The 23,967-nt window shown below is 54.8% G+C and carries 23 protein-coding genes and 1 tRNA gene; 21 read left to right on the top strand and 3 right to left on the bottom strand.

Annotation, left to right across the window (positions count from 1 at the left end; genetic code table 11):
- Nucleotides 1-115: 115 nt before the first annotated feature.
- From Q4501_RS03575 to Q4501_RS03525, 11 genes are all read left to right on the top strand, one after another.
- Entirely contained in the window at nucleotides 116-1,372 is a 1,257-nt protein-coding gene (locus Q4501_RS03575; RefSeq protein WP_303594211.1) for a glutamate-5-semialdehyde dehydrogenase, read from the top strand.
- 5 nt (nucleotides 1,373-1,377) lie between these two features.
- Nucleotides 1,378-2,052 (top strand): nicotinate-nucleotide adenylyltransferase, encoded by a 675-nt coding sequence (gene nadD, locus Q4501_RS03570; RefSeq protein ID WP_303594210.1) that lies wholly within the window; start codon nucleotides 1,378-1,380, stop codon nucleotides 2,050-2,052.
- Nucleotides 2,053-2,122: 70 nt separating this feature from the next.
- Nucleotides 2,123-2,473, top strand: coding sequence for a ribosome silencing factor (rsfS, locus tag Q4501_RS03565; RefSeq protein WP_303594208.1), 351 nt, complete (start codon nucleotides 2,123-2,125; stop codon nucleotides 2,471-2,473).
- A gap of 2 nt (nucleotides 2,474-2,475) precedes the next feature.
- Nucleotides 2,476-2,946, top strand: coding sequence for a 23S rRNA (pseudouridine(1915)-N(3))-methyltransferase RlmH (gene rlmH / locus Q4501_RS03560; protein WP_303594207.1), 471 nt, complete (start codon nucleotides 2,476-2,478; stop codon nucleotides 2,944-2,946).
- A gap of 9 nt (nucleotides 2,947-2,955) precedes the next feature.
- On the top strand, nucleotides 2,956-4,854 hold the full coding sequence (gene mrdA, locus Q4501_RS03555) for a penicillin-binding protein 2 (RefSeq protein ID WP_303594206.1): 1,899 nt from the start codon (nucleotides 2,956-2,958) through the stop codon (nucleotides 4,852-4,854).
- On the top strand, nucleotides 4,854-5,996 hold the full coding sequence (gene rodA / locus Q4501_RS03550; protein WP_303594204.1) for a rod shape-determining protein RodA: 1,143 nt from the start codon (nucleotides 4,854-4,856) through the stop codon (nucleotides 5,994-5,996). The genes mrdA and rodA overlap by 1 nt, the downstream gene beginning before the upstream one ends.
- Nucleotides 5,997-6,099: 103 nt before the next feature.
- Nucleotides 6,100-7,014, top strand: coding sequence for a septal ring lytic transglycosylase RlpA family protein (locus Q4501_RS03545; RefSeq protein ID WP_303594202.1), 915 nt, complete (start codon nucleotides 6,100-6,102; stop codon nucleotides 7,012-7,014).
- A 48-nt stretch (nucleotides 7,015-7,062) separates the two neighbouring features.
- Nucleotides 7,063-8,241, top strand: coding sequence for a D-alanyl-D-alanine carboxypeptidase family protein (locus Q4501_RS03540; protein ID WP_303594201.1), 1,179 nt, complete (start codon nucleotides 7,063-7,065; stop codon nucleotides 8,239-8,241).
- Nucleotides 8,242-8,273: 32 nt separating this feature from the next.
- The gene (locus tag Q4501_RS03535) at nucleotides 8,274-8,543 is read left to right on the top strand and encodes a YbeD family protein (protein WP_303594199.1); all 270 of its coding nucleotides are present in this window, start codon (nucleotides 8,274-8,276) and stop codon (nucleotides 8,541-8,543) included.
- Nucleotides 8,544-8,548: 5 nt separating this feature from the next.
- Entirely contained in the window at nucleotides 8,549-9,187 is a 639-nt protein-coding gene (gene lipB / locus Q4501_RS03530; protein ID WP_303594197.1) for a lipoyl(octanoyl) transferase LipB, read from the top strand.
- 123 nt (nucleotides 9,188-9,310) lie between these two features.
- Nucleotides 9,311-10,756, top strand: coding sequence for an AarF/ABC1/UbiB kinase family protein (locus Q4501_RS03525; protein ID WP_303594196.1), 1,446 nt, complete (start codon nucleotides 9,311-9,313; stop codon nucleotides 10,754-10,756).
- Here Q4501_RS03525 and Q4501_RS03520 read toward each other — a convergent pair.
- Complete coding sequence (locus tag Q4501_RS03520) at nucleotides 10,696-11,139, bottom strand: YqaA family protein (RefSeq protein ID WP_303594194.1); 444 nt, start codon at nucleotides 11,137-11,139, stop codon at nucleotides 10,696-10,698. The genes Q4501_RS03525 and Q4501_RS03520 overlap by 61 nt on opposite strands.
- A gap of 198 nt (nucleotides 11,140-11,337) precedes the next feature.
- Here Q4501_RS03520 and Q4501_RS03515 point away from each other — a divergent pair, with 198 nt between their 5' ends.
- Nucleotides 11,338-11,592 carry a GrxA family glutaredoxin gene (locus Q4501_RS03515; protein WP_303594192.1) on the top strand — a complete coding sequence of 85 codons (255 nt, stop codon included), beginning with the start codon at nucleotides 11,338-11,340 and terminating at the stop codon, nucleotides 11,590-11,592.
- 88 nt (nucleotides 11,593-11,680) lie between these two features.
- Here the strand turns inward: Q4501_RS03515 and Q4501_RS03510 are convergent, their stop codons facing one another.
- A complete protein-coding gene (locus Q4501_RS03510) occupies nucleotides 11,681-12,943 on the bottom strand; it encodes a 6-phosphofructokinase (protein WP_303594190.1) in 1,263 nt (420 codons plus the stop codon).
- Between the two features lie 155 nt (nucleotides 12,944-13,098).
- Between Q4501_RS03510 and mpl the strand changes: the two genes are divergently transcribed.
- From mpl to Q4501_RS03490, 4 genes are all read left to right on the top strand, one after another.
- Nucleotides 13,099-14,493, top strand: a complete 1,395-nt coding sequence (gene mpl, locus Q4501_RS03505; protein ID WP_303594189.1) for a UDP-N-acetylmuramate:L-alanyl-gamma-D-glutamyl-meso-diaminopimelate ligase — start codon at nucleotides 13,099-13,101, stop codon at nucleotides 14,491-14,493.
- Nucleotides 14,494-14,517: 24 nt separating this feature from the next.
- Nucleotides 14,518-15,201 carry a flavin prenyltransferase UbiX gene (locus tag Q4501_RS03500; protein WP_303594187.1) on the top strand — a complete coding sequence of 228 codons (684 nt, stop codon included), beginning with the start codon at nucleotides 14,518-14,520 and terminating at the stop codon, nucleotides 15,199-15,201.
- Nucleotides 15,202-15,286: 85 nt separating this feature from the next.
- Complete coding sequence (locus tag Q4501_RS03495) at nucleotides 15,287-16,426, top strand: acyl-CoA dehydrogenase family protein (protein ID WP_303594186.1); 1,140 nt, start codon at nucleotides 15,287-15,289, stop codon at nucleotides 16,424-16,426.
- Nucleotides 16,427-16,571: 145 nt separating this feature from the next.
- Nucleotides 16,572-18,452 (top strand): hypothetical protein, encoded by a 1,881-nt coding sequence (locus tag Q4501_RS03490; RefSeq protein WP_303594184.1) that lies wholly within the window; start codon nucleotides 16,572-16,574, stop codon nucleotides 18,450-18,452.
- A gap of 64 nt (nucleotides 18,453-18,516) precedes the next feature.
- Here the strand turns inward: Q4501_RS03490 and Q4501_RS03485 are convergent.
- Nucleotides 18,517-18,603: transfer RNA gene (locus tag Q4501_RS03485), tRNA-Leu, on the bottom strand.
- 257 nt (nucleotides 18,604-18,860) lie between these two features.
- Between Q4501_RS03485 and rnr the strand changes: the two genes are divergently transcribed.
- The 5 genes from rnr (at nucleotide 18,861) to Q4501_RS03460 (ending at nucleotide 23,951) form a co-directional block, all read left to right on the top strand.
- Entirely contained in the window at nucleotides 18,861-21,386 is a 2,526-nt protein-coding gene (gene rnr, locus Q4501_RS03480; protein WP_303594183.1) for a ribonuclease R, read from the top strand.
- Nucleotides 21,387-21,401: 15 nt separating this feature from the next.
- Nucleotides 21,402-22,139 (top strand): 23S rRNA (guanosine(2251)-2'-O)-methyltransferase RlmB, encoded by a 738-nt coding sequence (gene rlmB, locus Q4501_RS03475; protein WP_303594182.1) that lies wholly within the window; start codon nucleotides 21,402-21,404, stop codon nucleotides 22,137-22,139.
- A 231-nt stretch (nucleotides 22,140-22,370) separates the two neighbouring features.
- Nucleotides 22,371-22,802, top strand: coding sequence for a 30S ribosomal protein S6 (gene rpsF / locus Q4501_RS03470; protein WP_303594181.1), 432 nt, complete (start codon nucleotides 22,371-22,373; stop codon nucleotides 22,800-22,802).
- 25 nt (nucleotides 22,803-22,827) lie between these two features.
- Nucleotides 22,828-23,058, top strand: coding sequence for a 30S ribosomal protein S18 (gene rpsR, locus Q4501_RS03465; RefSeq protein ID WP_007154918.1), 231 nt, complete (start codon nucleotides 22,828-22,830; stop codon nucleotides 23,056-23,058).
- A 26-nt stretch (nucleotides 23,059-23,084) separates the two neighbouring features.
- Nucleotides 23,085-23,951 (top strand): hypothetical protein, encoded by an 867-nt coding sequence (locus Q4501_RS03460; protein ID WP_303594180.1) that lies wholly within the window; start codon nucleotides 23,085-23,087, stop codon nucleotides 23,949-23,951.
- Nucleotides 23,952-23,967 lie beyond the last annotated feature (16 nt).

The raw sequence follows: 23,967 nt of genomic DNA, 5'->3' as shown, positions 1-23,967 counted from the left end.
GGTTCCCGTTGTACCGCAGCGGTATAATATCTGTTTGGGGTGCGTACTTGAAACGGGAAAGGTAAAGTTAGCGTCTTATTCCTGAATTCTGACTGAAAATACATAAGGTAAAGGGATGGATATTGCAGCTTATATGACCGAAGTCGGTCAGCAAGCCCGTGCAGCGGCCACACTTGTAGCCCGTTCGACGACAGAAACACGTAATCGCGCGCTGCTGGCAACCGCCGAAGCGCTGGATGCGGCTCGTAGTGAACTCGCCGAGGCGAATGCCCTGGATCTTGCCGGTGGAAGGGAAAGTGGTCTGGATGACGCTATGCTGGACCGGCTTGAGCTAACACCAGCGCGGATCGACACTATGATCGAAGGGCTTCGTCAGGTAGCCGGCTTGCCGGACCCCATTGGCGCAATTACCGACATGGCCTACCGCCCGTCCGGCATCCAGGTCGGTAAGATGCGTGTGCCCCTGGGTGTTATCGGCATTATTTATGAATCCCGCCCCAATGTAACCGTTGAGGCCGCGAGTCTGTGTCTCAAATCCGGCAACGCCACTATTTTGCGCGGAGGTTCTGAATCCATTCATTCCAATCAGGCTATTGCCCGTTGCCTGGCACAAGGTCTTGCGGAGGTCGGCTTGCCGGAATCGGCGGTGCAGGTTATCAAAACCACCGATCGCGCGGCTGTTGGCGAACTGATTACCTTGCCGGAATATGTGGATGTCATTGTGCCCAGAGGTGGAAAGGGATTGATCGAGCGAATTAGTCGTGACGCACGGGTTCCGGTTATCAAGCACCTTGATGGTGTGTGCCATGTTTATATCGACAGCCATGCGGATCCGGAAAAGGCAGTGAAAGTTGCCGTTAATGCCAAAACTCACCGGTACGGCACCTGCAATACCATGGAGACCCTGTTGTTGGATAAGGAAATCGCTGCTGACATGCTGCCGCTGCTGGGCCCGGCTTTTACCGAAAAGGGCGTTGAGCTGCGTGGGTGCGAGCAGACCCGGGAAATTCTTACAGATATAACAGCAGCCACGGAAGCAGATTGGGAGGAAGAGTATCTGGCTCCAGTGCTGGCTATCCGCGTGGTAGAAGGCCTGGACGGGGCCATCGCCCATATTAATCGGTACAGTTCCCAGCATACTGACAGCATCATCACGGAGAACTACACTCGCGCCAGACGATTTATTACAGAAGTTGATTCAAGCTCGGTGATGGTTAATGCATCGACGCGCTTTGCTGACGGATTCGAGTATGGTCTTGGGGCCGAGATCGGTATCTCCACCGACAAAATACACGCCCGCGGCCCGGTTGGGCTTGAGGGCCTGACATCGCAGAAATACGTTGTCTTTGGCGATGGCCATATCCGGGCCTGATGCCGATGCATGTGATTTATGGCGGTACCTTCGACCCGGTGCACCATGGGCATCTGCGTCTAGCGCTTGAGGTCAGCGAGCGGCTGGGAAAGGTGCCGGTCAGCCTTGTTCCCTGTCATATTCCGCCGCACCGGGGGCAGACCGGCGCCACGGCCGCGCAACGGCTGCGCTTGCTGGAGCTGGCAATAGAGGGCGAACCCCGCCTGAGCATTGATGACCGCGAATTGCGCCGCGAAGGAGCCTCCTATACGGCAGATACGCTGCGTCAGCTGCGCGGTGAACTGGGTGCAGATATACCTCTGGTGATGGTTGTGGGTACGGATGCATTCGCCGGTTTTGACAAGTGGAAAGAGTGGCAGAAGATATCAGGCCTCGCCCACATTATTGTTGTGCGGCGCCCGGGTGCTGAGCTGGATCCTGTTGGTGAACCTGCCAGATTGCTGGCGGAACGTGGCGTTGGGAATGATACCGGCAGTGAAGCTGGGAACATCGAAGCCTTGAGTCGCGAGGTGTCCGGCCGCATTCTGGAGCTGGATCCGCCCTGGTTGGACATCTCCGCAACCGGTATCCGTGAGCGCATTGGTAGCGGGCGATCCCCTCGTTATCTTATGCCCGATAGGGTCTGGGTGGAGATTCAGCGTATGGGGCTTTACGGGGCATGCCCCGTAAAGAACTTTTAGTGTTACAATCGCGTTTGAATACGACTTTTCGGGTGGCCATTCCGGCCGGCACCCGGACAACAGGGTGATTATGCAGGCAGAGCAACTCAAAGATCTGATAGTGAATGCACTTGAAGACGTAAAAGCAAAGGACATCAGCGTTATTGATGTACGGGACCGCACCAGCGTTACCGACTTTATGGTTCTGGCATCCGGAACGTCCAACCGCCACGTAAAATCCCTTGCGGATTCTGTTGTCGTCGACGCCAAAGAGAAGGGTGTCCGTGTCAGCAGTGTAGAAGGTGGTGGTGGCAGTGACTGGATTTTGGTGGATATGGGAGATGTCGTTGTCCACGTGATGCTGCCTGCTACCCGCGAGTTTTACGACCTGGAGCGCTTCTGGCGCGATGCGCCGGATGTCGGTGCTGCGGGCAGCGAGTAACCGTGCGGTTGCGTCTGATCTGCGTGGGGCAGAAAATGCCCGACTGGGTCAGTAAGGGCTACGACGATTACGCTCGGCGTATGCCCCCGGAAATGCCGCTTGAGTTGGTTGAAATCGCCATGCCTCATCGTGGCAAAAATGCCGATATCCCGAGGTTGATGCAGCGCGAAAGCGACGCTGTATTAGCGGCTACAGGTTCCAGAGACCGAGTTGTTGCTCTGGAAGTGACTGGCCGCCCCTGGTCCACCGAAAAACTGGCCAGCCAGCTCGAAAACTGGCAGCAGGATGGTCGGGATGTGAGCTTTCTTGTAGGCGGCCCTGACGGCCTGGCAGAGCCATGCCGTCAACGTGCCGATCAGCAGTGGTCGCTCTCACCGCTTACCTTGCCCCACCCTCTGGTTCGAATCCTGCTTGCGGAGCAGCTTTATCGGGCCTGGTCGATTACCCGTAACCACCCGTATCATCGGGCCTAGGAAGCATCCATGCCGTGGGGTGAATTCAAGGACACAGCCGCCGAGCGCCGGCTTTTCCAGCGTCGTGCCATGGTTATGCTCGTGGTCGTGTTTTTGCTCCTGGCAACGCTCGTAGCGCGGATGTATCAGCTCCAGGTCGTGGAGCACGATATCTACACCACTCTCTCCGATAAAAACCGTGTTCAGGTCCAGTCTGTGCCGCCTCCCCGGGGGCTGGTTTACGACCGGAATCAGGTGTTACTGGCGGAAAATCGCCCGGTGTTCAGTGTAACCGTAGTGCCAGAACGGGTTGGCGGTATGGAAGCGACACTAGAGCAGTTGGCCAGGATTCTCGATGTTTCCGAAGAGGATATGGAGCGGTTTCAACGCCGTCTTCGTGAGCCCCGGCGCCCTTTTCAGGAAATTCCACTGCGTTATGACCTGACCGAAGACGAGATTGCTCGCCTGGCGGTGCATCGGCACGAACTGCCCGGCGTAGAAGTTGAAGCTGAGCTGGTTCGGTATTATCCCCATAGTGAACTGACGGCCCATGCGTTGGGTTTTGTTGGTCGTATTAATCGCGATGAGTTGCAACGGATTGATCCGGTCAACTACGCCGGCACTAACTACATTGGGAAATCCGGTGTCGAACGCTTTTACGAAGAATTGTTGCACGGAAGAGTTGGTTATCAGCACGTAGAGACCAATGCGCGTGGACGAACTCTGAGGGTTCTGGAGCGGGAGAATCCCGTGCCGGGTGAAGATCTTGAGTTGCACATTGATCTGCGGCTGCAGAACCGGGCGCATGAGCTTCTGGATGGCCGTCGGGGGGCTATCGTCGCCATTGAGCCTGCAACCGGCGGGATACTGGCGCTAGCCAGCGTACCGGGATTCGACGCTAACAAGTTTGTCACCGGTATCAGTGTATCGGATTACCGCGAGTTGAGTGACAGCAAAGACAAACCTCTATTCAACCGGGCACTGCGTGGACAATACCCTCCCGGTTCCACGCTGAAGCCCATGCTGGCAATTGCAGCACTTGATAGTGGCGCAGTAACCCGGGATCTCACCATTTGGGACCCTGGACACTTCCAGATCAACTCCGTCGGCCGTCGTTGGCGAGATTGGAAGCGAGGAGGGCATGGTTGGGTTGATCTAACCTATGCAATGGCCCAGTCCTGCGACGTTTATTTTTATGAAGCTGCTGTGGAAATGGGCGTTGATACCATGGTCAGCTATTTATCCCGCTTCGGTTTTGGAGAAGACGCAACCCTGGATGTGTCCGGGGCTTTGAGTGGCCTTCTGCCGTCTCCCGACTGGAAGAGGGCCACGCGCAATGAACCCTGGTACCCGGGCGACACTGTCAATCTCGGGATCGGTCAGGGCTTCATGTTATCAACGCCCTTGCAGCTCGCCACCGCGACAGCACTGATCGCCAATCGAGGGGAGTGGGTCGAGCCCCGGCTTTTGAAGGGTATACAGGGGGATCGATCTCCAGAGGAGTTTTTGCCGGGTGAAACTCATGAGCCCCTGCAGCTGAAGGATCCCAGCGACTGGGATTTTATTGCCGATTCCATGGCCGAAGTTATGCATGGCGTGAAGGGAACAGCGCGCGGAGCGGGCCGCGGGGCGTCTTACCGTATGGCCGGGAAAACCGGCACGGCCCAGGTTTTCAGCCTTGCAGAAGATGAAGAATACGATGCTGAAGAGGTGCGGGAGCGGTTGCGTGATCACGCCTTGTTTGTTGGCTTCGCGCCCTTGAAAAACCCGCAGATTGCAGTGGCGATAATTGTCGAGAACGGAGGCGGGGGCAGCAGTACCGCAGCGCCTGTTGCCCGGGCGCTGTTCGACGCATGGATACAGGAGTTTTCTGAATCTGGCGACGGCGCGCTGGTCAGCCAAACCGATATTGAGAACGAGGTTCGTTAATGGCCACCCGGGAAGTGTTCAGTTCAACGGCAAGCAACCCTCTAGGGCGTCCAAGGGGGCTATGGTCAGCTCTGCACGTCGATCCGATACTGCTTCTGCTGCTTTTAATCCTGGTTTCCGGCGGCCTGTTTGTGCTTTATAGCGGCGCAGACCGCAATTTTGATGTGGTCAAAGCGCAAGGTCTACGTTTTGGCGTTGCCTTTATTGTGATGCTGGTTTTTGCCCAGCTTGACCCCTCTGTATTTCGTCGCTGGGCACCCTGGCTGTATGGCCTGGGACTGGTGGGTCTGATAGCAGTATTGGTCGTGGGTGTCGGCGCGAAAGGTGCTCAGCGCTGGCTTGCACTGCCAGGGTTGCCCAGATTTCAGCCCTCAGAACTGATGAAACTGGTCGTACCCATGATGGCTGCCTGGTACCTGTCACGGCATTTTTTACCGCCAAGGCTTTCCCGCATCGGTGTAGGCCTCGCGATAGTGCTGCTTCCCATGGTGCTCATTGTGAAACAGCCGGACCTTGGAACCTCCCTGTTGGTGGGTATGGCGGGGTTATTCGTGGTGTTTTTCGCCGGCATGAGCTGGAAGCTGATCAGCGCATTTTTTGTTATGGTCTCTGTCGCCGCACCCGTGATGTGGTTTTTTGGTATGCGCGACTATCAGAAGCAGCGAGTGCTCACACTACTCGACCCCCAAAGCGACCCGTTGGGTGCAGGCTGGAACATTATCCAGTCCAAAACGGCCATTGGCTCCGGTGGTTTTGATGGAAAAGGTTGGCTTCAGGGTACCCAGTCGCATCTCGAGTTTCTCCCAGAGAGCCACACGGACTTTATTGTCGCCGTGCTGGCGGAGGAGTTCGGCTTCATTGGGGTTCTGGCGCTGCTCAGCGTATATTTTCTGATTATTCTACGGTGTCTCTTTATATCGGTTACCGCTCAGGATTCATTCAGCAGGCTGGTAGCGGGCGCGCTGACTATGACCTTTTTCATCTATATATTCGTAAACGTCGGCATGGTGAGTGGTTTGCTACCCGTGGTCGGGGTGCCCTTGCCGCTGGTGTCCTATGGGGGCACATCGACAGTCACGCTGATGGCCGCGTTTGGAATTCTGATGTCCATACACACCCATCGCAGGATGATCACGGCCTGATGTCAGGCTGGTAATGGTGATACATGTAGGGAACCCGTTACAATAGTATACGCCGCGGTGTTTTATTCATTTTTCGGCGACTATTTCAGAGGGCGTCTGGACAGTGATATCAAATTGTTTTCGTTTTTGGCTGGCGGTATCGGCAGCTCTGGTAATAGCTGGCTGCGCCTCCTCTCCGACACCGGTCGGCACCGATCATTCGTCGCGCTACACCATAAGCCAGGACAGAGCTCCTTCCGGAAACTTTGATGCCTCCGGGTTGTCAGATGCCGTGCCGGTTTATCACGAGCCTGCCAGAGCCGGAAACATGTCATCGTATACGGTTTGGGGCAAGCAATACTCTGTCATGGATAGCAATGACGGTTATGTTGCCCGTGGCACAGCGAGTTGGTACGGCGAGAAGTTTCACGGTCACAAAACATCCAACGGTGAAACGTTCGACATGTACAAAATGTCGGCGGCCCATAAATCACTGCGGATTCCCGGATATGCAAGGGTGACCAACCTGGATAATGGTCGTACAGTTATCGTCCGGGTTAATGATCGTGGACCATTTCATGGTGACCGACTGATCGACTTGTCTTACGCTGCGGCCAAGAAGCTGGGTTATCAATCACGCGGAACTGCCCGGGTAGAAGTTGAAGCGATTACGGTCGAGTCGGATGGCCGCATGTTTATCGCAGGTCAGCCTTTTGCGCCAGGCGAAGAGCCGGTAGTGAAGCAGGCTGGACCCACAAAGGAAAGTACTGTAGCCGTAAACTATGGCGAGGGTGACGGTGGTGGGCTGTTTGTTCAGCTCGGGTCGTTCAGCAGTCGTGATCCCGCAGAACAGCTGCAGGTGCGCGCGAAAAGCGTGCTCAGCAATCCCGTACGGGTGCGTTCTGTAGACACTGACTCCGGGCGATTTCACCGGGTACAGGTTGGACCTTTCGAGGATGAGGGTAGCGCGAGAAAGACCCAGAGTCTGCTGGAGGCAAGAGGATTTTCTCAGTCAATTGTGCTGACCGATTCACACTAGGCGTCAGGCCAAACTTAAAAATACACTTAACGACGAATGAATGGACCCATGGCATTAAAATCAGTTTTTCGCTCGATTTCCCCTATTTTTGCGTCTTTCGCCCTGGTGTTGATGCTCTCTGTATCAACCAAAGCCATGTCGCAGACAGTGCTGATTCCTTCCCCGCCACAAATTGCTGGCAGCTCTTACGTGCTGATGGATCCGACAAGTGGTCGCATCATTATGGAGGAGAACAGTAACGAGCGGTTGCCGCCGGCCAGCTTGACCAAAATGATGACGGCCTACATTGTTGAGCGTGAGCTGGACGAAGGTCGGATCAGCATGACCGACATGGTGCCCATCAGCGTAAAGGCCTGGAAAACGGAAGGCTCAAGGACATTTGTCAAAGAAGGTACCAGTGTATCCGTAGAGGATCTCCTCAAGGGCGTTATCATTCAGTCCGGTAACGATGCGTCTGTCGCGTTGGCAGAATTTGTCGCAGGCAGTGAGGGAGCATTCGTGGATATCATGAACCAGCAGGCTCAGCTGCTGGGCATGAAGGACACCCACTTCGAGAATGCAACGGGTCTGCCTTCCCCGGATCACTTTTCCACGGCCTATGACCTGGCTGTTCTGGCACGTGCGATTATCAATGATTACCCGGAAAATTATCCGATTTACGCGGAGAAGCACTTTACCTACAACAACATCCGACAGCCTAACCGAAACAGCCTGTTGTGGCGCGATGACAGTGTTGACGGCTTGAAAACCGGCCATACTGAAGAAGCTGGATACTGCCTGGTTGCTTCTGCAAAACGCAATGATACCCGGTTTATTGCGACGGTAATGGGTACCAACAGTTCCCAGGCCCGATCCCAGGAAATCCAGAAAATGCTGAACTATGGCTTCCGCTACTATGAGAGCGAGCGCTTATTTCGCGCGGGTCAGGAGCTGATTGAAGCCAAGGTATGGGGTGGCCAGTCGGATACACTTTCTGTGGGCATGCTTGAAGACGCTCACGTGACCATCCCCCGTGGATCCCGGGAAAGCCTGGAGTCCAGTGTGGATCTCGATTCGGTAATCAAAGCGCCCATCAGTGCAGGTGATGAGCTCGGCCGAGTGAAGGTGTCGTTCAACGGAGAAGTGCTGATAGACCAGCCCGTGCTGGCCTTGACGGACATACCCGAGGGTGGCCTGTTCAAGCGTATCTGGGATGCCATCAAGCTCTTTTTCATTCAGTTATTCTAGTAAGGGCGATTTGAACCCGGGAGTAAAACGGCATGAGTGAGCCGAAAGCACCAAAAATTGAGTTTCCCTGCGACTATGCCATCAAGGTGATTGGTGACTCCGCTCCGGATTTCACGGAATTTGTGATCGGGGTTGTTGAGCAGCATGCACCGGGAATCAGTGAGTCGGATGTTTCCGTTAAAGACAGCAGCCAAGGGCGCTTCTGCTCGATCCGGATGACCATAGTCGCGACTGGCGAACCGCAGTTGAAAGCCTTGTTCGAAGAACTTAAGGCAAGTGGCCGCATACACATGGTGTTGTAAATCCGATGCCTGAGCTGATTGTCAGGTCGTTGGGGCGCCAGCCCTATCTGGAAACCTGGGAAGCTATGCAAAGCTTCACGGCCGACAGAGGCGATGACACAGAAGATGAGCTCTGGTGCCTTGAGCACCCCAGGGTCTATACACAGGGGCAGGCCGGAAAAGCCGAGCATATTCTGGCGCCCGGCGATATTCCGGTTATTCCGGTTGACCGGGGCGGGCAAGTGACCTACCACGGCCCGGGCCAGTTGGTGGTGTATCTGATGATTAACCTATCGCGCCGCAAGATGGGCGTGAGAGCGCTGGTTGATCTCATTGAGCAGGCTATTGTTCGCACATTAGCAGGCCTGGACATTACTGCTGAACCGCGGCCAGATGCCCCGGGCGTATATGTTGATGCTGCAAAAATCGCATCCCTCGGCCTGCGTGTGCGCCGTGGATGTTCTTTTCATGGCCTGGCACTGAATGTCGCCATGGACATGGAGCCATTTCAGAGAATTAATCCCTGTGGTTATGCCGGACTGGCCATGTGCCAGGTTAGCGATTTTGTTGCCTCCGCGACCATTGATGATGTTGAACAGCGCCTGGTGGCCGAGCTGGTCTCGGGCCTGGGTGACTCCAGTGTGAGCTACCGACAGAACCGCTAAATACAGCTCGAATCGGGTGGGTCAGGTGGTTACAGTATTCGTATAATGATTCAAGCCACCTGTTGCTGTTACGCTAAAGAGATTGAACCAGGTGGTTAAATTCTCCGATTCGGACAGGTGTACATGTCATCCAGACACTCAGGTAAATCCGTCTCACGCATCAAGACAGGTAGCTTTGAACGCCGGCTGAGCCTGACTCGTGCGGGGCTCTTTGCCGGAACACGTGTGGCTTCGCACATGGCGACCAATTGGTTCAGCAGCAAGGAGCGGCGGGATGAGCGCCATCGCGCCATGCTCTCCAAGCAGGCTCGCTTGCTGGTGGATGAGCTCGGCAAGCTGAAAGGCAGCGTAGTGAAAATCGGGCAGGTGATGGCGCTTTATGGCGAGCATTTCTTGCCCGAAGAGGTTACCGAAGCGCTGCATACATTGGAGGATCAGACGACCTCTCTGGAGTGGCCAGCCATAGAGCGGGTGCTCAAGGCAGAGTTGGGCGGTGAGCAGCTTGCTGAGCTGGATATAGACCCAGAGCCTATAGGCGCCGCTTCTCTAGGGCAGGTCCATCGCGCACTTCGGCGCAGTGATGGACTGGAGCTTGTGCTTAAGGTGCAATACCCGGGCGTTGCAGACGCTGTCGATAGCGACCTGAATTCTGTGGCCCAGTTGCTCAAAGTGGCTCGTTTGGTGAGTTTTGGGCCAGAGTTTGATGACTGGCTGGAAGAAGTTCGTCAAATGATGCACCGGGAAGTCGATTACCGGCTCGAAGCACGCACCACCGAGAAGTTTCGCCAGATGCTGGCAGATGATCCGCGCTTTGTGGTGCCCAGGGTGCTGCCGGAGTATTCCAGTGCACAGGTTATCGCCTCAACTTTTGAACATGGTCATTCGGTCAGCTCCGGTGCGGTTCGGGAGTTGTCTCTTCAACGCCGCAGCGCGCTGGGAGAAGCGGCCCTTGAGCTTTTCTTCCGGGAGTTGTTTGTTTGGGGCGAAATCCAGACAGACCCTAATTTCGGAAACTACCGTATTCGTATTGCCGGAGAAGACGGCGCGGATGTGGAGTATGACCGCATTGTGTTGCTGGACTTTGGCGCAGTTCAGGCCTATTCAAGGGGCTTTCTTGATCCAGTCATGCAGATGATCCGGGCCTCCTATGAAGATGACCTTGATGCAGTAATCGATGGTGGGGTAAAGCTGCGCTTCATGAGCAAGGACTGGCCCAGTGAGGTGCTCGAGAAGTTTGGCCAGGTATGTATGTCAGTTCTGGAGCCCTTATCCAGTGATCATGAATCTTGGCCAGACTACGCAGTTAACAGCCAGGGTCAGTATCGCTGGAAGCAAAGCGACTTGCCATCTAGGGTGGCCCGGCAAGCCGCGCGATCGGCCATCAGTCGCTATTTCAGGGTGCCACCGAGCGAATTTGTTTTTCTTAACCGCAAACTGATCGGTGTGTATACCTTTATAGCCGTGCTGCACTCTGAGTTTAACGGTGAGACGTTGTTGCGCAAATACCTTTACGGCGAGGGCGACGACACGCCCGACGCTTCGGCAACCAGCCAGATCACAAAGGCGTAACGCAGTCCTTTTCCGATACCCACGAGCACAACAAAGTTGAGCCAGGGCACGCGCATGATTCCGCCGACCAGTGTCAGGGCGTCGCCGCCCAGTGGCAACCAGCCCAGCAGCAAAGACCACTGGCCGTAACGATTGAAGCGGTTTCTGGCCTTGTGGAGCTGGGCTTCGCTGATAGGAAACCAGCGTTTATGCTTCAGACGATCAACCTGCCTGCCAATAATGCCGTTAACTACGGATCCCAAAGTGTTGCCTAATGTGGCCCAGACCCACAGCCACCATACTGAGTATCCCTGTACAACCAGCGTGCCTGTCAGTATTTCTGAATAGGCCGGCAACAGCGTTGCCGCGGCGAACGAGGTCAGAAACAGGGTCAGGTAGACCACAAAGTTCTCCTTGTCGTGATAAGTAATTGCTCCTTGAGTTCAATGAAATTGCTCTACGTATGGTCCTGTACTATAGCGGCCATTCAAAGCATCAATTTTTAATTTTCCACAATCATGTCATCATGTTTTTAGAACTTTTGACACCCCTTTTAAATATCACCCCGGAATTATTCCGGGTTAACTATTCCGGAGGTTTTTATGGAGCAGGTGACTATTTACGGTCGTTCGAGTTGCGGATTCTGTGTGCGCGCAATAAGCCTGTGTGAGTCTCGTAACATGCCGTATACCTGGATTGATATGATCGAACAGGGTATGACGAAAGCGGATATAGCTGACAAGATTGGCCGCGCCGTGCATACCGTTCCACAGATTCTTGTGGGCAGCAGATACATTGGCGGCTATGACGAATTTGCGGCTTATGTGCGGGAGCTGGAAGCGGGGAAAGTGCACTGAGTGGCATTTGAGAGATTTAAAAAAGGCCCTGCAAAAACTGCAGGGCCTTTTTTTGATTGCTCCTAAAGCCGGGCAATCAGGCTGTCATTCAGAGCTGAAAATCGGTTTTCAGCTTCTTTTCTGCAAGCGTGTTTTTCAGTTTGGCAACTCGGGGTAAGCCGTTGTCGAAAGGAGGGAAGCTCTCGCCGGCAATCAGTGGTTCGAGGTAGTCCCTGCAATCCTTTGTAATACCGAAACCATCATCCGTAATGTAGTGGATCGGCATTTTCTTTTCCTGGTTTGCAACTTCGCTCAGCGGTGCCTCTCCAATCTTCCAGGTGTAAGGCTTTGCCTGCTCTCGTACGATGGTGGGCATAAGTGCCTGTTTACCGTCCAGAGCCATTTCCACTGCTGCTTTTCCTACCGCATAGGCCTGCTCAACGTCTGTTGCTGATGCAATATGACGAGCACTGCGCTGGAGATAGTCAGCGACGGCCCAGTGGTATTTGTGTCCCAGTGCCTGCTTGACCATGTTGGCCAGTGCCGGCGCTACGCCACCGAGCTGGGTGTGGCCGAATGCATCTTTGGCGCCGGCATCGGCCAGAAAACGGCCATCTTCATACTGGGCACCTTCAGAAGCGACAACAACACAGTAGCCGTATTCTTTGACGCAAAAATCGACCCGCGCCAGAAACGCATCGCGGTTGAAAGGGATTTCCGGGAACAGAATGATGTGAGGTGGCTCGCCCTCTTCCTGACCCGCCAGGCCACCGGAAGCCGCAATCCAGCCAGCGTGGCGCCCCATGACTTCCAGTATGAATACCTTGGTGGAAGTCTCGCACATGGATTTGATATCCAGACTGGCTTCCAGGGTGGAGGTGGCGATGTATTTGGCTACTGAGCCAAAGCCCGGGCAGCAGTCCGTAAACGGCAAGTCGTTATCGACAGTTTTGGGAACACCGATGCAGGTAATGGGATAACCCATTTTCTCACCCATCTGCGAGACCTTGTATGCGGTGTCCTGGGAGTCACCGCCACCGTTGTAGAAAAAGTAACCAATGTCGTGGGCACGGAATACTTCGATAAGCCGCTCATATTCCCGGCGGTTTTCCGAGAAGTTTTTCAGCTTGTGCCGACAGGAACCGAAAGCGCCGCCCGGCGTGTGGATAAGCGCCTGAATGGCGTCATCACTTTCAAGGCTGGTATCAATCAGCTCTTCGTTCAGGGCACCCAGAATGCCGTTGCGCCCGGCAAAGACTTTGCCGATCTTGTCCGAGTGCTTGCGGGCGGTCTGAATGACCCCACAGGCACTGGCATTAATAACGGCGGTAACACCGCCGGACTGAGCGTAGAATGCGTTCTTGATGGCCATGTCGGGGTGGAGCCTCCTGCAGTTTCAATAATGGCGCAGATGATACGTTAAATGCAGACGATTTTCATGGCGGGAAATGCGAATGGTTGCGCTCTTGACGGGGTGGGGCGGATACGGGAGGCTTGTCGGGTTTCAACGGAGAGGACAGTCGGCGAATGCACATTCATATTCTAGGAATCTGTGGCACGTTTATGGGCAGCCTGGCTGTTCTGGCGCGGGAACTTGGCCACACAGTGACCGGTTCCGACCAGGGTGTTTACCCGCCCATGAGCACACAGTTAGAGGCGCAGGGCATCAGCCTGATGGAAGGCTTCAATAAAGACCACCTTGAGCCAAGGCCTGACCTCGTGCTGATCGGCAACGCCATGTCTCGGGGTAACCCCGAAGTTGAGGCGGTTCTGAATCGCAACATCGATTACATGTCAGGCCCTGAATGGTTGTCTCGCGAAGTGCTGCGGCACAGATGGGTGCTGGCTGTGGCAGGGACCCATGGAAAAACCACGACTACCGCCATGCTGCTCTGGATTCTTGAGCAGGCGGGGCTGGCGCCCGGTTATCTGGTCGGGGGTGTACCCAAGGATTTCCCGGTTTCGGCCAGTCTAGGGAAGAGCGATTTTTTTGTAATTGAAGCCGACGAGTACGACAGCGCCTTCTTCGATAAACGTTCCAAGTTTGTTCATTACCGCCCTCACACTCTGATACTGAACAACCTCGAATTCGACCATGCGGATATTTTCGACAATGTCGAAGCGATTGAGCGTCAGTTCCATCACCTCGTACGCACGGTTCCTTCCCAGGGACTGATTATTCGCCCGAGCCTTGATGCGCATCTCGACAAGGCGTTGGCCATGGGGTGTTGGAGCCCGGTGCAGGATACGGCCATCGGCAGCGAGATAGCCGGGTCCGCAGATTGGCGCGCCGAGCTCTTATCGGAAGACGGTAGCCGGTTTATGGTTATCCATCATGAACAACCGGTTGCGGTAGTGAAGTGGGGGCAGACCGGGATGCATAACGTACGCAATGCCCTGGCCGCGATTGCCGCCGCGAAGCACGTAGGCGTAACACCGGATCATGCGGTAGCGGCCCTGTGTCGGTTCTCTGGTGTGAAGCGCCGTATGGAATTGCTGGCCGATATCGGTGGAATTAGGGTGTATGACGACTTTGCCCACCATCCGACGGCCATTGCGACTACGTTGGAAGGTCTGCGCAATCAGGTTGGGGACGAACCGGTCGTTGCACTTATTGAACCCCGGTCCAATACCATGAAACAGGGCGTTCACCAGCATACGCTGCTGCCGAGTGCCGCGTTGGCCGACAGGGTTTATTGGGCCAACCTCAACAATATGGACTGGTTGCCGGAGCTGGTATCAGCATGGCAGACGGAAAACCCCGAGTCCGGGCAGCACAGTGTAGAGTCCAGCGTAGAGGCGTTAATTGAGCGCGTCGTGAAAGAGCTGCCCAGCCCTTGTCAGATAGTCATCATGAGTAACGGCGGTTTTGGCGGAATTCACGGTAAGCTTATTGCGGAACTTGAGCGTATTCATGGCTGATCCGACACTCAGGGAGCCAAAACGATGACAGAAACCACAGCCACCAGTCTGTCGAACGCCAGAACGATTAATCTGGCTTTTACGGGCGCTTCCGGTGCCCACTACGGCCTTCGCCTTTTGCAGTGCCTGGTGGCGGCTGGTTGCCGGGTTAACGTGATGATCAGCAAGGCCGCGCAAATCGTTATTGCGACGGAAACCGATCTGAAACTTCCGGGAACCCCACCGGCAATGCAGAAAAGTCTTTCTGAGTACGCGTCTGCCGAGCCCGGGCAGGTTCTGGTGTTTGGCCGCGAAGACTGGTTTTCGCCCCCCGCATCCGGGTCAGGTGAAAAAGCGCCTCTGGTGGTTTGCCCCTGCAGCACCGGAACCCTGTCTGCCTTGGCCACCGGTGCCAGCAATAATTTGATTGAACGTGCCGGCGATGTGGCACTCAAAGAAAGGCGCCAGCTGATTCTGGTGCCTCGCGAAGCACCTTATTCAGAAGTGCACCTGGAAAACATGTTGAAACTCACCCGAATGGGTGCGGTGATTATGCCGGCCAGCCCCGGGTTTTATCACCAGCCGGGCTCGGTGCAGGACCTTGTGGACTTTATTGTCGCCCGCATCCTCGACCATTTGGATGTTGCTCAGGATCTCATGCCCCGTTGGGGCGAGGCGCGCGTCAACGCAAAAGCGGAGCGTGACGATGGTTTTGGTCAGCATGATTGATGGTTTTAACCATTGAGCAAAACTGCCTGCCGGCAGAGACTTGGTGAACGCTAAAAACAATATTGTTCACTGATTGAGGTTCACCATGATTCCACGCACGCTCTTCGACGCTGACCTTGATGGTTTTCGGGATTCCGTTCGGAAATTCCTGGAGCAGGAAGCCGCGCCTTACCATGAACAGTGGGAGAAAGACGGACAGGTCAGCCGCGAGTTGTGGCAGAAAGCCGGCGAGCTAGGTTTTTTGTGCCCAACCATGCCGGAAGAGTACGGCGGCGTTGGCGCTGACTTCCGTTACAGTGCGGTCGTGATGGAGGAAGTTTCACGGGCAGGGCTTTCTGGCATTGGCTGGACCCTGCATTCGGATATTGTCGCACCCTACATTCTGAACCACGGCTCTGAAGAGCAGAAAAAGAACTACCTGCCCAAAATGGCCTCGGGAGAGATAATCACCGCTATTGCCATGAGTGAGCCAGGCGCCGGCTCTGATCTCCAGGGAGTCAAAACGACAGCGCTGAAAGATGGCGACCACTATATCCTGAACGGTTCCAAAACCTTTATAACCAATGGCCAGATGGCAGACCTGGTGATAGTCGTTGCTAAAACAGACCCGAAAGAAGGTGCTAAAGGCATCAGCCTGCTGCTGGTTGAAACCGCTTGGGAAGGCTTCGAAAAAGGCCAGAACCTGAATAAAGTCGGCATGAAAGCGCAGGATACCTCGGAGCTATTTTTCCAGGATGTAAAGGTTCCGGTTACCAACCTGCTGGGCAAGATGGAAGGTCAGGGCTTCTTTCAGCTCATGCAAGAGCTCCCTGCTGAGCGATTGCAGATCGGTCTCACCGCGATTGCTGCGGCAGAAGCAGCCTGGCAGTGGACGCTCGATTATGTAAAAGAACGCAAGGCATTCGGCAAGCCGGTCATCAAATTCCAGAATACTCGCTTTAAAATGGCTGAGATGAAGGCAGAGATTACGGCTGCCAGGGTATTCACTGATCGCTGCCTTGAACTTCACCTTGATAAGAAACTGGATATTCCGACCGCAGCAATGCTTAAGCAGTACACAACGGATCTTCAGTGTCGTGTGATGGATGAGTGTGTTCAGCTGCACGGTGGCTACGGCTATATGTGGGAATACCCGATAGCCCGCGCCTGGGCCGATTCGCGGGTTCAGCGTATTTACGGTGGAACCAACGAAATCATGAAAGAGATCGTTGCACGCGCATTTTAAATAGTAAGTTGCAAAACACCCGGGGGGCAGCTCCCGGGCTTGCCTGTTACCAAACTTTACAAATTGCCAAGCCTATCAAGGTCTCCGAAACTCACTTCCCCTAAAGTAACGGCACAACCTCTAACAAGGATAAATGGTTGCCGTGATGAATCGTCTGATTAGCCTGCCTGTTTCCGTTCTTTTACTCACCATTGCCGGCTGCGGTAAAGAATCTGATGAGTTGCCAGTCGATGGGCGTGACTTTGATGGTGAGCAATACAGCGAGCCTGCACCCTATACAGGCAGAGTGATAGACGGGTACCTGAAAAATGCCAGGGTCTGGCTGGATATGGATGGTGATAGCCAGTACACCCCCGGGCCGTTCGTTTACGAGTTGCCCTCTGGCCGGAAGGTAACGCTGCTTTCTGGAGAGCCTACTGCCATGAGCGGCGAGGGTGGCCGGTTCTCGCTGGATACCTCTGAACTGGCACTGGACCCGGAAGTGGGGCCGGACATCGACCCGCGCAGTTTTCCTTTATATGCCCTGGCCCTTCCGGAGAAAACCCTGGAGCAGACATACCGTGGAGATGTACCGGTTCTGCGTGCCTACATGCTCTCTGCCGAACCCGGCGTGCGCAATATTACCCCTCTGACAACCCTGGCCCGTTATCGCGGCTTGGCGGCATTGGGGCCATTGCTGGGGTCGACAGATGCATCGCTGTCCGGTTTGGCGGGTATCAACCTTTGGAAGGACTATGTGCTCGCCGAAGATGACCGGGCTCATGCGTATGCCCGCGCTATGGCGCGCTTCATGGCTAGCCAGTTCCCGGATGCATACAGCGGAGAACTGGCCAGGCCCGATAGTGATGGCACAGGACGTTACCTCAGCTCTCAGAGCGCCTTCCTTCTGGGTATCTCCCTGGTGCGGAACGTCGGTGACGTGGTTGCGGCCGTTGATTCGGCAGTTCAGGGCAGCTATGCAAACCTGGACGTCGATCTGATTGATTTGCCTGAGGTACCGCTGGAGCTGAGTGATCCCGTGCTGCTGACAAGCCAGCGAATCTATGCTCAGCCGGAGCGATCGGATACGCTCCCCGCCAATCGTTCAGACCTGCTGATTTCGGCAGAGTTAATGTTTGATTACAGCGAGGATGGGCGTTTGCAATCCGTCAGCGCTGAAGGTTGCCTTGCGCCGTCTATGCAAGAGATTGCGAGGTTGGTCAACGTTAACGGCTATATGGCTAAGCTCAGTACCCAGTGGTTGCCCGAAGTCTCTCTTTCACCCCAAAGCAGAATTGCGTATCTGGATTCGGGGGTCGATGAGCGACTCGTGTTTGACTGGGCCGCCGGTACTGCCCGTTTTGAAACTGGCACGACATGCCACCTGCACGAGGGCATTCAGCCAGGCTCCACCGAGTTGGGCGGAAACCCCGAGATAACCTATAGCTGGAGTTTGAACGGCGGTAAGTTAGCCGAGTTGGTCGCTCGGATTCCGCAGCAAACCGGCACTCTCACCCGGAGGCTGGAACCGCTGTTTTCCTACGCTCCCTCTGGGTTCCCGGGGCATCGGCTTCTGGAAGAGGGCGTAGAACTGGAATCCCTGGCTTACACCGGAGCGTTCCAGGGGTGCGCAGTTGAGGACGGTGTTGATGCTCAGAATACGGCACAAGTGGTAACCGGGTATCAGAACTATGCGTTCTCAGGATATGAGCCTCAACCGGCAAGTTTTAACGGGGGTGCATGGGAGTTCGATGTACGAGGCGACCTCAACCGCCCGCTCAGATACAGCTTTTTGTCGCCCGAAATGGCTGGGCTTGGCAACGTGGACGCCGATCGCGGGTTCGAGTGGGCGCTGTATTATCCTGCAGGAAGCACGGTCACTTCTCCTGGCGGCACTCCCAACCTCATTCGGGAAGCTTATCTCAAAAGCTACGCTGGAAGCCGCTCATGTGGCCGTGAGTTCGAGGGAGTGCCGTCGGGTGTTTATGCGCGGGTAGATTACGAATACAGGAATCTTTCCGAGTATCTTGTGGAGCGGTTTGAGTAGTGTGTACAAGGATGCGAAGCGCTGCGGGTAATTTAAATGCTGTTCCATTTCCTAGGGAAAGAAATGGTGCCGAGGAGAGGACTTGAACCTCCACGCCCTTGCGAGCACTAGCACCTGAAGCTAGCGTGTCTACCAATTTCACCACCTCGGCAGGTGATTTGCAGAATTTACCGTTAGTTTGTTGAAAACTGGGTGTTTCTGCCATAGATGAAGGTGTGCTTCATCAGATGGCGCGTACTTTAATAATTTCAACTGTAGCTGTCAAACGTTTTTTCCGTCGTTGGGCGGCAAGTAATTGTGCTTATAAATGGTGGGTTGTTAGGCAGTCTACCCGTACCAACGTATACTGTATTGAAAATGAATCTGAATAGCGCCGTTGTGGCGCCGCATTTAAGAGCAAGGATTTGAATGGTTTCCAGGAATAAAAAGCACAAGGACCCTCACGCAAATCGTGAGGCCCAGAATTACGAGAACCCGATTCAGAGTCGGGAATTTATCCTCGCGCACCTCAAAGACCGGGGTGCGCCGGCAACACACGAAACGTTGTGTTCTGAACTCGGTCAAACCTCTCCTGAAGGCATCGAGGCGTTGAGGCGCCGTTTGATTGCGATGTGCCGGGATGGTCAGCTTGTTTGTAACCGTCGCGACGCTTACCTTCCGATTGAGGAGGCCGATCTGGTCAGTGGCCGGGTTATTGGTCACAAGGATGGTTTTGGCTTTTTGGTACCGGACGATGGCGGGTCTGACCTGTTTCTTACCGCCCGACAGATGCGCCAGGTGTTTCATGGCGATCGGGTGGTTGCGCGAGTAGACAGGGTGGACGATCGTGGTCGGCGCGAAGGCGTTATTGTGGACGTTACCGAGCATCACACGCATCAGACTGTCGGTCGCTTTTTCAAGGAAAGCGGTATTGCTTTCGTGGTACCGGAAAACGCACGAATCAACCACGAAGTACTGATTCCCGAAGAACACGCAGGCGGGGCGCAGCATGGCCAATACGTTGTCGTAGATATCTTGCGCCAGCCCACCATCCGTACTCAACCCACCGGCAAGATTGTTGAGATTCTGGGTGAGCACATGGCTCCCGGTATGGAAATCGACGTAGCTATTCGCTCTTACGATATTCCTCACAGTTGGCCTGAAGAAGTGGGGGCCCAGGCCGCAGCTATTCCAGGCGAGGTGGAAGAAAAAGACAAAAAGAACCGGGTGGATATCCGCAATATGCGGCTTGTAACCATTGATGGTGAAACTGCCCGGGATTTTGATGATGCTATTTATTGTGAGCCTCGAGGTCGCGGCGGATATAGATTGGTCGTGGCAATCGCCGACGTGTCCCATTATGTCCGTGCAGGCTCTCCCCTTGATGATGAGGCGTTACGTCGCGGCAACTCGGTGTATTTCCCGGACCACGTAGTGCCCATGCTTCCCGAGAAGCTGTCCAATGGTTTGTGTTCGCTGAACCCGGATGTTGATCGGTTGTGTATGGTGGCCGATATGACCATCAGCGCAGCGGGTAATATCAGCGGATATACCTTTTATCAGGCGGTTATGCGCAGCCATGCCCGGCTGACCTACACCAAAGTCAGTGACATGCTGGAGCGACCGGATTCAGAGCCCGGTTATCGGTTGTCTGCCCAGTACGCGGATGTGCTTCCGCACCTGCATAATTTGTACGACCTATACAAATTATTGCGCAAGGCGCGAACAGCCCGTGGCGCCATTGACTTTGAAACCACTGAAACGCGAATTATTTTCGATGCAGAGCGCAAGATAGAAGAAATCGTGCCGGTGCATCGTAATGACGCCCACAAGATTGTCGAAGAGAGCATGCTGTGTGCCAACGTGGCTGCTGCTCGCTTCCTCAAGAAGCATAAAGTGCCAGCGCTTTACCGGGTGCACGATGGCCCTTCCGAGGAGCGGCTCAATGCCGTTCGCCTGTTCCTGGGTGAGTTGGGTTTACAGCTAGGCGGTGGCGATCAGCCGACTTCGGCGGATTATCAGGAGTTGCTGTCCCAGATAGTGGACCGGCCGGATGCCAACGTGATTCAGACTGTCATGTTGCGTTCGTTAAGTCAGGCGGTCTACAGCCCGGAAGAAAGTGGCCACTTTGGTCTTGGTTTTCCAAGCTATGCTCACTTTACTTCCCCGATTCGCCGCTACCCTGACTTGATTGTGCACAGGGCGATAAAGTCCCGGATTCACAACCCGGAAGTGACGAAAGATATTGTGTCGCCCGCGGTTTTCGACGAGGAACTGGCGCACTATCCGTACGATTACGCGCGCATGCAGCAGTTCGGTGAGCACGTTTCCATGACTGAGCGGCGGGCTGACGATGCAACCCGTGATGTTATGGCGTGGCTCAAGTGTGAATTTCTGAGTGAGCACGTTGGAGAAGAGTTCGACGGGGTGATTGCCTCAGTTGTGCCCTTCGGGTTTTTTGTTGAATTGGCGGATGTCTATGTTGAGGGTCTGGTCCACATCTCAACGCTCAGTGGCGATTACTTCCATCATGACTCTGCGAAGCATCGCCTGATAGGTGAGCGAACTGCTGTAAGTTTCCGACTCGGTGATGAAGTGCGCGTTCGCGTTGTGCGGGTAGGGCTTGAAGATCGCAAGATTGATCTGGAGCTGATCAGTACGCCAAAACGCCGCCAGGCTGACCGGGATGCACTTGATGTGCCCAAGCGGGATAGCCGTGGAAAGAGTGGTAAGCGTGCAGATAAAGGGCGTGGCCGTGCGCCAGGCGCGGACAAATCCGGAAAAGCCAGGAAACCCCGCGAGGCGGGTAAGCCTGGTAAAGCGGGTAAGCCGGGCAGCGCTAAAGCGCAGTTAGTGGCTGAGGCCGCCCAGCAGGCTGGGAAAAAACCGAAGAAAAGCTCGGGCAAGCCCGGGGGTGCCAGCAAGCCCCGAAAAGCACGCAAGACAGATAAATAACAGGAAGCCGAACCAGTGTCCGGAGAATTTGTATTTGGCTGGCACGCGGTTGAGGCCGTTCTCAAGCGTGAGCCGGGAAGGTTGCAGCAGGTCTGGATTCAGACCGGGCGGCAGGATAAGCGGGTAGGTACTATTACGGATGCTCTGGATGAGCTCGGAGTAAGGTGGGCCGTTGTCCATCGTCGGGAGCTTGACGGGCGTGTTGCCGGTGTTCACCAGGGAATCGTTGCGGCAGTCAGTGAAAGCCGGGAATGGACAGAAGATGATCTTCTGACCCATCTTGCGTCGAGCGAAAAGCCCCCGTTCCTGTTGGTGCTGGATGGCGTGACGGATCCTCATAATCTGGGGGCCTGCATGCGCACCTGTGATGCTGTGGGCGTGCAAGCTGTGATTGCACCCAAGGACAAGTCAGCGTCGTTAACGGCGGTGGCCCGTAAAGTAGCCTGTGGCGCAGCCGAAACGGTTCCTTTTGTGCGTGTGACCAATCTGGCCCGTTTTCTTCGCACGATTAAAGATCAGGGCGTTTGGTTGATTGGTACCGCTGGTGAGGCGAATGCCACGCTGTACCAGGCTGATTTCAAAGGCCCGATTGCTCTGGTGATGGGCGCTGAGGGTGCGGGGATGCGGAGGCTCACGCGGGAACACTGCGATCAGCTCATTAATATCCCCATGCTTGGCCATGTCGATAGTCTTAATGTTTCGGTGGCAACCGGCGTCTGTCTATACGAAGCGCTGCGTCAGCGTCTTGGTTAACTCTTGCACAGAACGTTGTGTGCGCCTAGAATACGTCACCCCTTTTAGTAGGGGGGGGTTTTGTATTGTCTTTAATCAGGTAGGCAACGCCTCGCTTTTGATCAAGCCTTTCTCGTAAAGCCTTATCGATAAAGCAAAAAAAACCGGCGGCTCAGGCTGCCACCTCCTTGCTTTCATGCTTCCCGGTCCGTCCGTGAAGAAAGAAAGCTGTTCAATCCGTAGGGAGAACTCATGCGTCACTACGAAATCGTGTTTATGGTACACCCGGATCAGAGCGAGCAAGTGCCCGCTATGATCGAGCGCTATACCGGCGTCATCACTGAAGATGGCGGCAAGGTACATCGCCTGGAAGATTGGGGCCGTCGTCATATGGCTTACCCGATCAACAAGATTCACAAAGCTCACTATGTGCTGATGAACGTAGAATGTTCACAGGCAGCAATGGACGAGCTGACTCACAACTTCCGGTTCAACGATGCCATCATCCGCGACCTGATCCTGCGTCGCGATGAAGCTGTTGCTGATATCTCTCCGATGAAAGCCGCTGAGTCCCGTGAGGACCGTCGTTCAGGCGGAGATGATCGCCCGCGTCGTTCAGCTGAATCTTCTGATGATCGTCAAAACGACAGTCAGAAAGCTGAAACCCAGGACGAAGAAGAGTAATTAACCGGAGTTGAGGAGTTACGTTATGGCTCGTTTTTTCAGACGTCGCAAGTTCTGCCGGTTCACGGCAGAAGGTGTTAAAGAGATCGATTACAAGGATCTGGACACCCTGAAAGGTTACATCACTGAAACCGGCAAAATCGTGCCCAGCCGTATCACCGGCACCAAAGCACGTTATCAGCGTCAGCTGGCAACCGCTATCAAGCGTGCCCGCTACCTGGCACTGCTGCCGTACTCGGACAGCCACGATAACTAAGTAACAGATTTACAGGACTTGGGACCATGCGTGCACTGGCACAATTTGTAATGCGCGGTCCCCTGCAGGCCAGCGGGGTAGCAGCAGTTACGACTGCGATACCTTTGTTGTTCTGGATTGGCGCAGCGGTTGTCGGTCTGGTTATTCTCAGGCTTGGCATCAGTCAGGGACTTACAATCGGTCTCTGGGCACTGCTCCCGGCGCTTGGCTGGGGTGTGTTTGGAGGTGACCCGACGGCCCTGGGGGTGTTGCTGCAAGTGATGCTGATGGCATCATTGCTCAGAGCAACACTGTCCTGGGAAAGAGCCCTTCTCGGAGGGAGCTTTCTGGCGATAATTATGGGGCTTGTACTGCCCATGATTTATCCCGGGTTGCTGGACGACCTCGTGCGCGCCGGTGTCAATTTTTACGAACAGTACAATGCTGAAGTGGCTCGTTCGCTCGGAGAAGACCTCGAGACGGTTATACGGGACACCATGAACGCCAGTATGGCGGGCAGTTATCTGGCAGTAGGTGTGGGCATGACAATGCTTGCAAGATCATGGCAGGCGGGATTGTATAATCCCGGCGGATTCCGAACGGAATTCCATGGTTTGAGGTTGTCACCCGCAGTTGCTGTGATTCTTGTCGCCACCATGGTTATAGGTCCCTTTCTCGGGCTGAACTCCATGTTACTGGCCTGGGTAGCGGGAACGCCTATGTTCCTGGCTGGCCTTGCACTGATTCATGGCATTGTTGGGCGTAAAAAGTTGAGTGGGCAGTGGCTGGTAATGTTTTACATTGCACTGGTGCTTCTGGGCCCAAGTCTGATGATTCTGTTAGTGGTTCTGGCTTTTGTGGATAGCTGGCTGGATATCCGGAGGCGAATAAAGCCTGCCGGGCCGGCTGAATAAAGCACGAAGAGGTTAA

Source organism: Marinobacter sp. 2_MG-2023 (assembly GCF_030546935.1).
GTDB lineage: Bacteria > Pseudomonadota > Gammaproteobacteria > Pseudomonadales > Oleiphilaceae > Marinobacter.
The sequence above is the reverse complement of the archived record's forward strand: the minus strand, read 5'-3'. Positions and strand labels throughout refer to the sequence as shown.

Coding starts and splice junctions, on each gene's coding strand:
- Q4501_RS03460 (WP_303594180.1), top strand. CDS start 23,085: ATGCGTGCACTGGCACAATTTGTAATGCGCGGTCCCCTGCAGGCCAGC.
- rpsR (WP_007154918.1), top strand. CDS start 22,828: ATGGCTCGTTTTTTCAGACGTCGCAAGTTCTGCCGGTTCACGGCAGAA.
- mpl (WP_303594189.1), top strand. CDS start 13,099: ATGCACATTCATATTCTAGGAATCTGTGGCACGTTTATGGGCAGCCTG.
- Q4501_RS03490 (WP_303594184.1), top strand. CDS start 16,572: ATGAATCGTCTGATTAGCCTGCCTGTTTCCGTTCTTTTACTCACCATT.
- Q4501_RS03495 (WP_303594186.1), top strand. CDS start 15,287: ATGATTCCACGCACGCTCTTCGACGCTGACCTTGATGGTTTTCGGGAT.
- lipB (WP_303594197.1), top strand. CDS start 8,549: ATGCCTGAGCTGATTGTCAGGTCGTTGGGGCGCCAGCCCTATCTGGAA.
- mrdA (WP_303594206.1), top strand. CDS start 2,956: ATGCCGTGGGGTGAATTCAAGGACACAGCCGCCGAGCGCCGGCTTTTC.
- Q4501_RS03575 (WP_303594211.1), top strand. CDS start 116: ATGGATATTGCAGCTTATATGACCGAAGTCGGTCAGCAAGCCCGTGCA.
- rnr (WP_303594183.1), top strand. CDS start 18,861: ATGGTTTCCAGGAATAAAAAGCACAAGGACCCTCACGCAAATCGTGAG.
- rpsF (WP_303594181.1), top strand. CDS start 22,371: ATGCGTCACTACGAAATCGTGTTTATGGTACACCCGGATCAGAGCGAG.
- rsfS (WP_303594208.1), top strand. CDS start 2,123: ATGCAGGCAGAGCAACTCAAAGATCTGATAGTGAATGCACTTGAAGAC.
- Q4501_RS03535 (WP_303594199.1), top strand. CDS start 8,274: ATGAGTGAGCCGAAAGCACCAAAAATTGAGTTTCCCTGCGACTATGCC.
- Q4501_RS03510 (WP_303594190.1), bottom strand. CDS start 12,943: ATGGCCATCAAGAACGCATTCTACGCTCAGTCCGGCGGTGTTACCGCC.
- rodA (WP_303594204.1), top strand. CDS start 4,854: ATGGCCACCCGGGAAGTGTTCAGTTCAACGGCAAGCAACCCTCTAGGG.
- Q4501_RS03540 (WP_303594201.1), top strand. CDS start 7,063: ATGGCATTAAAATCAGTTTTTCGCTCGATTTCCCCTATTTTTGCGTCT.
- Q4501_RS03525 (WP_303594196.1), top strand. CDS start 9,311: ATGTCATCCAGACACTCAGGTAAATCCGTCTCACGCATCAAGACAGGT.
- Q4501_RS03500 (WP_303594187.1), top strand. CDS start 14,518: ATGACAGAAACCACAGCCACCAGTCTGTCGAACGCCAGAACGATTAAT.
- nadD (WP_303594210.1), top strand. CDS start 1,378: ATGCATGTGATTTATGGCGGTACCTTCGACCCGGTGCACCATGGGCAT.
- Q4501_RS03515 (WP_303594192.1), top strand. CDS start 11,338: ATGGAGCAGGTGACTATTTACGGTCGTTCGAGTTGCGGATTCTGTGTG.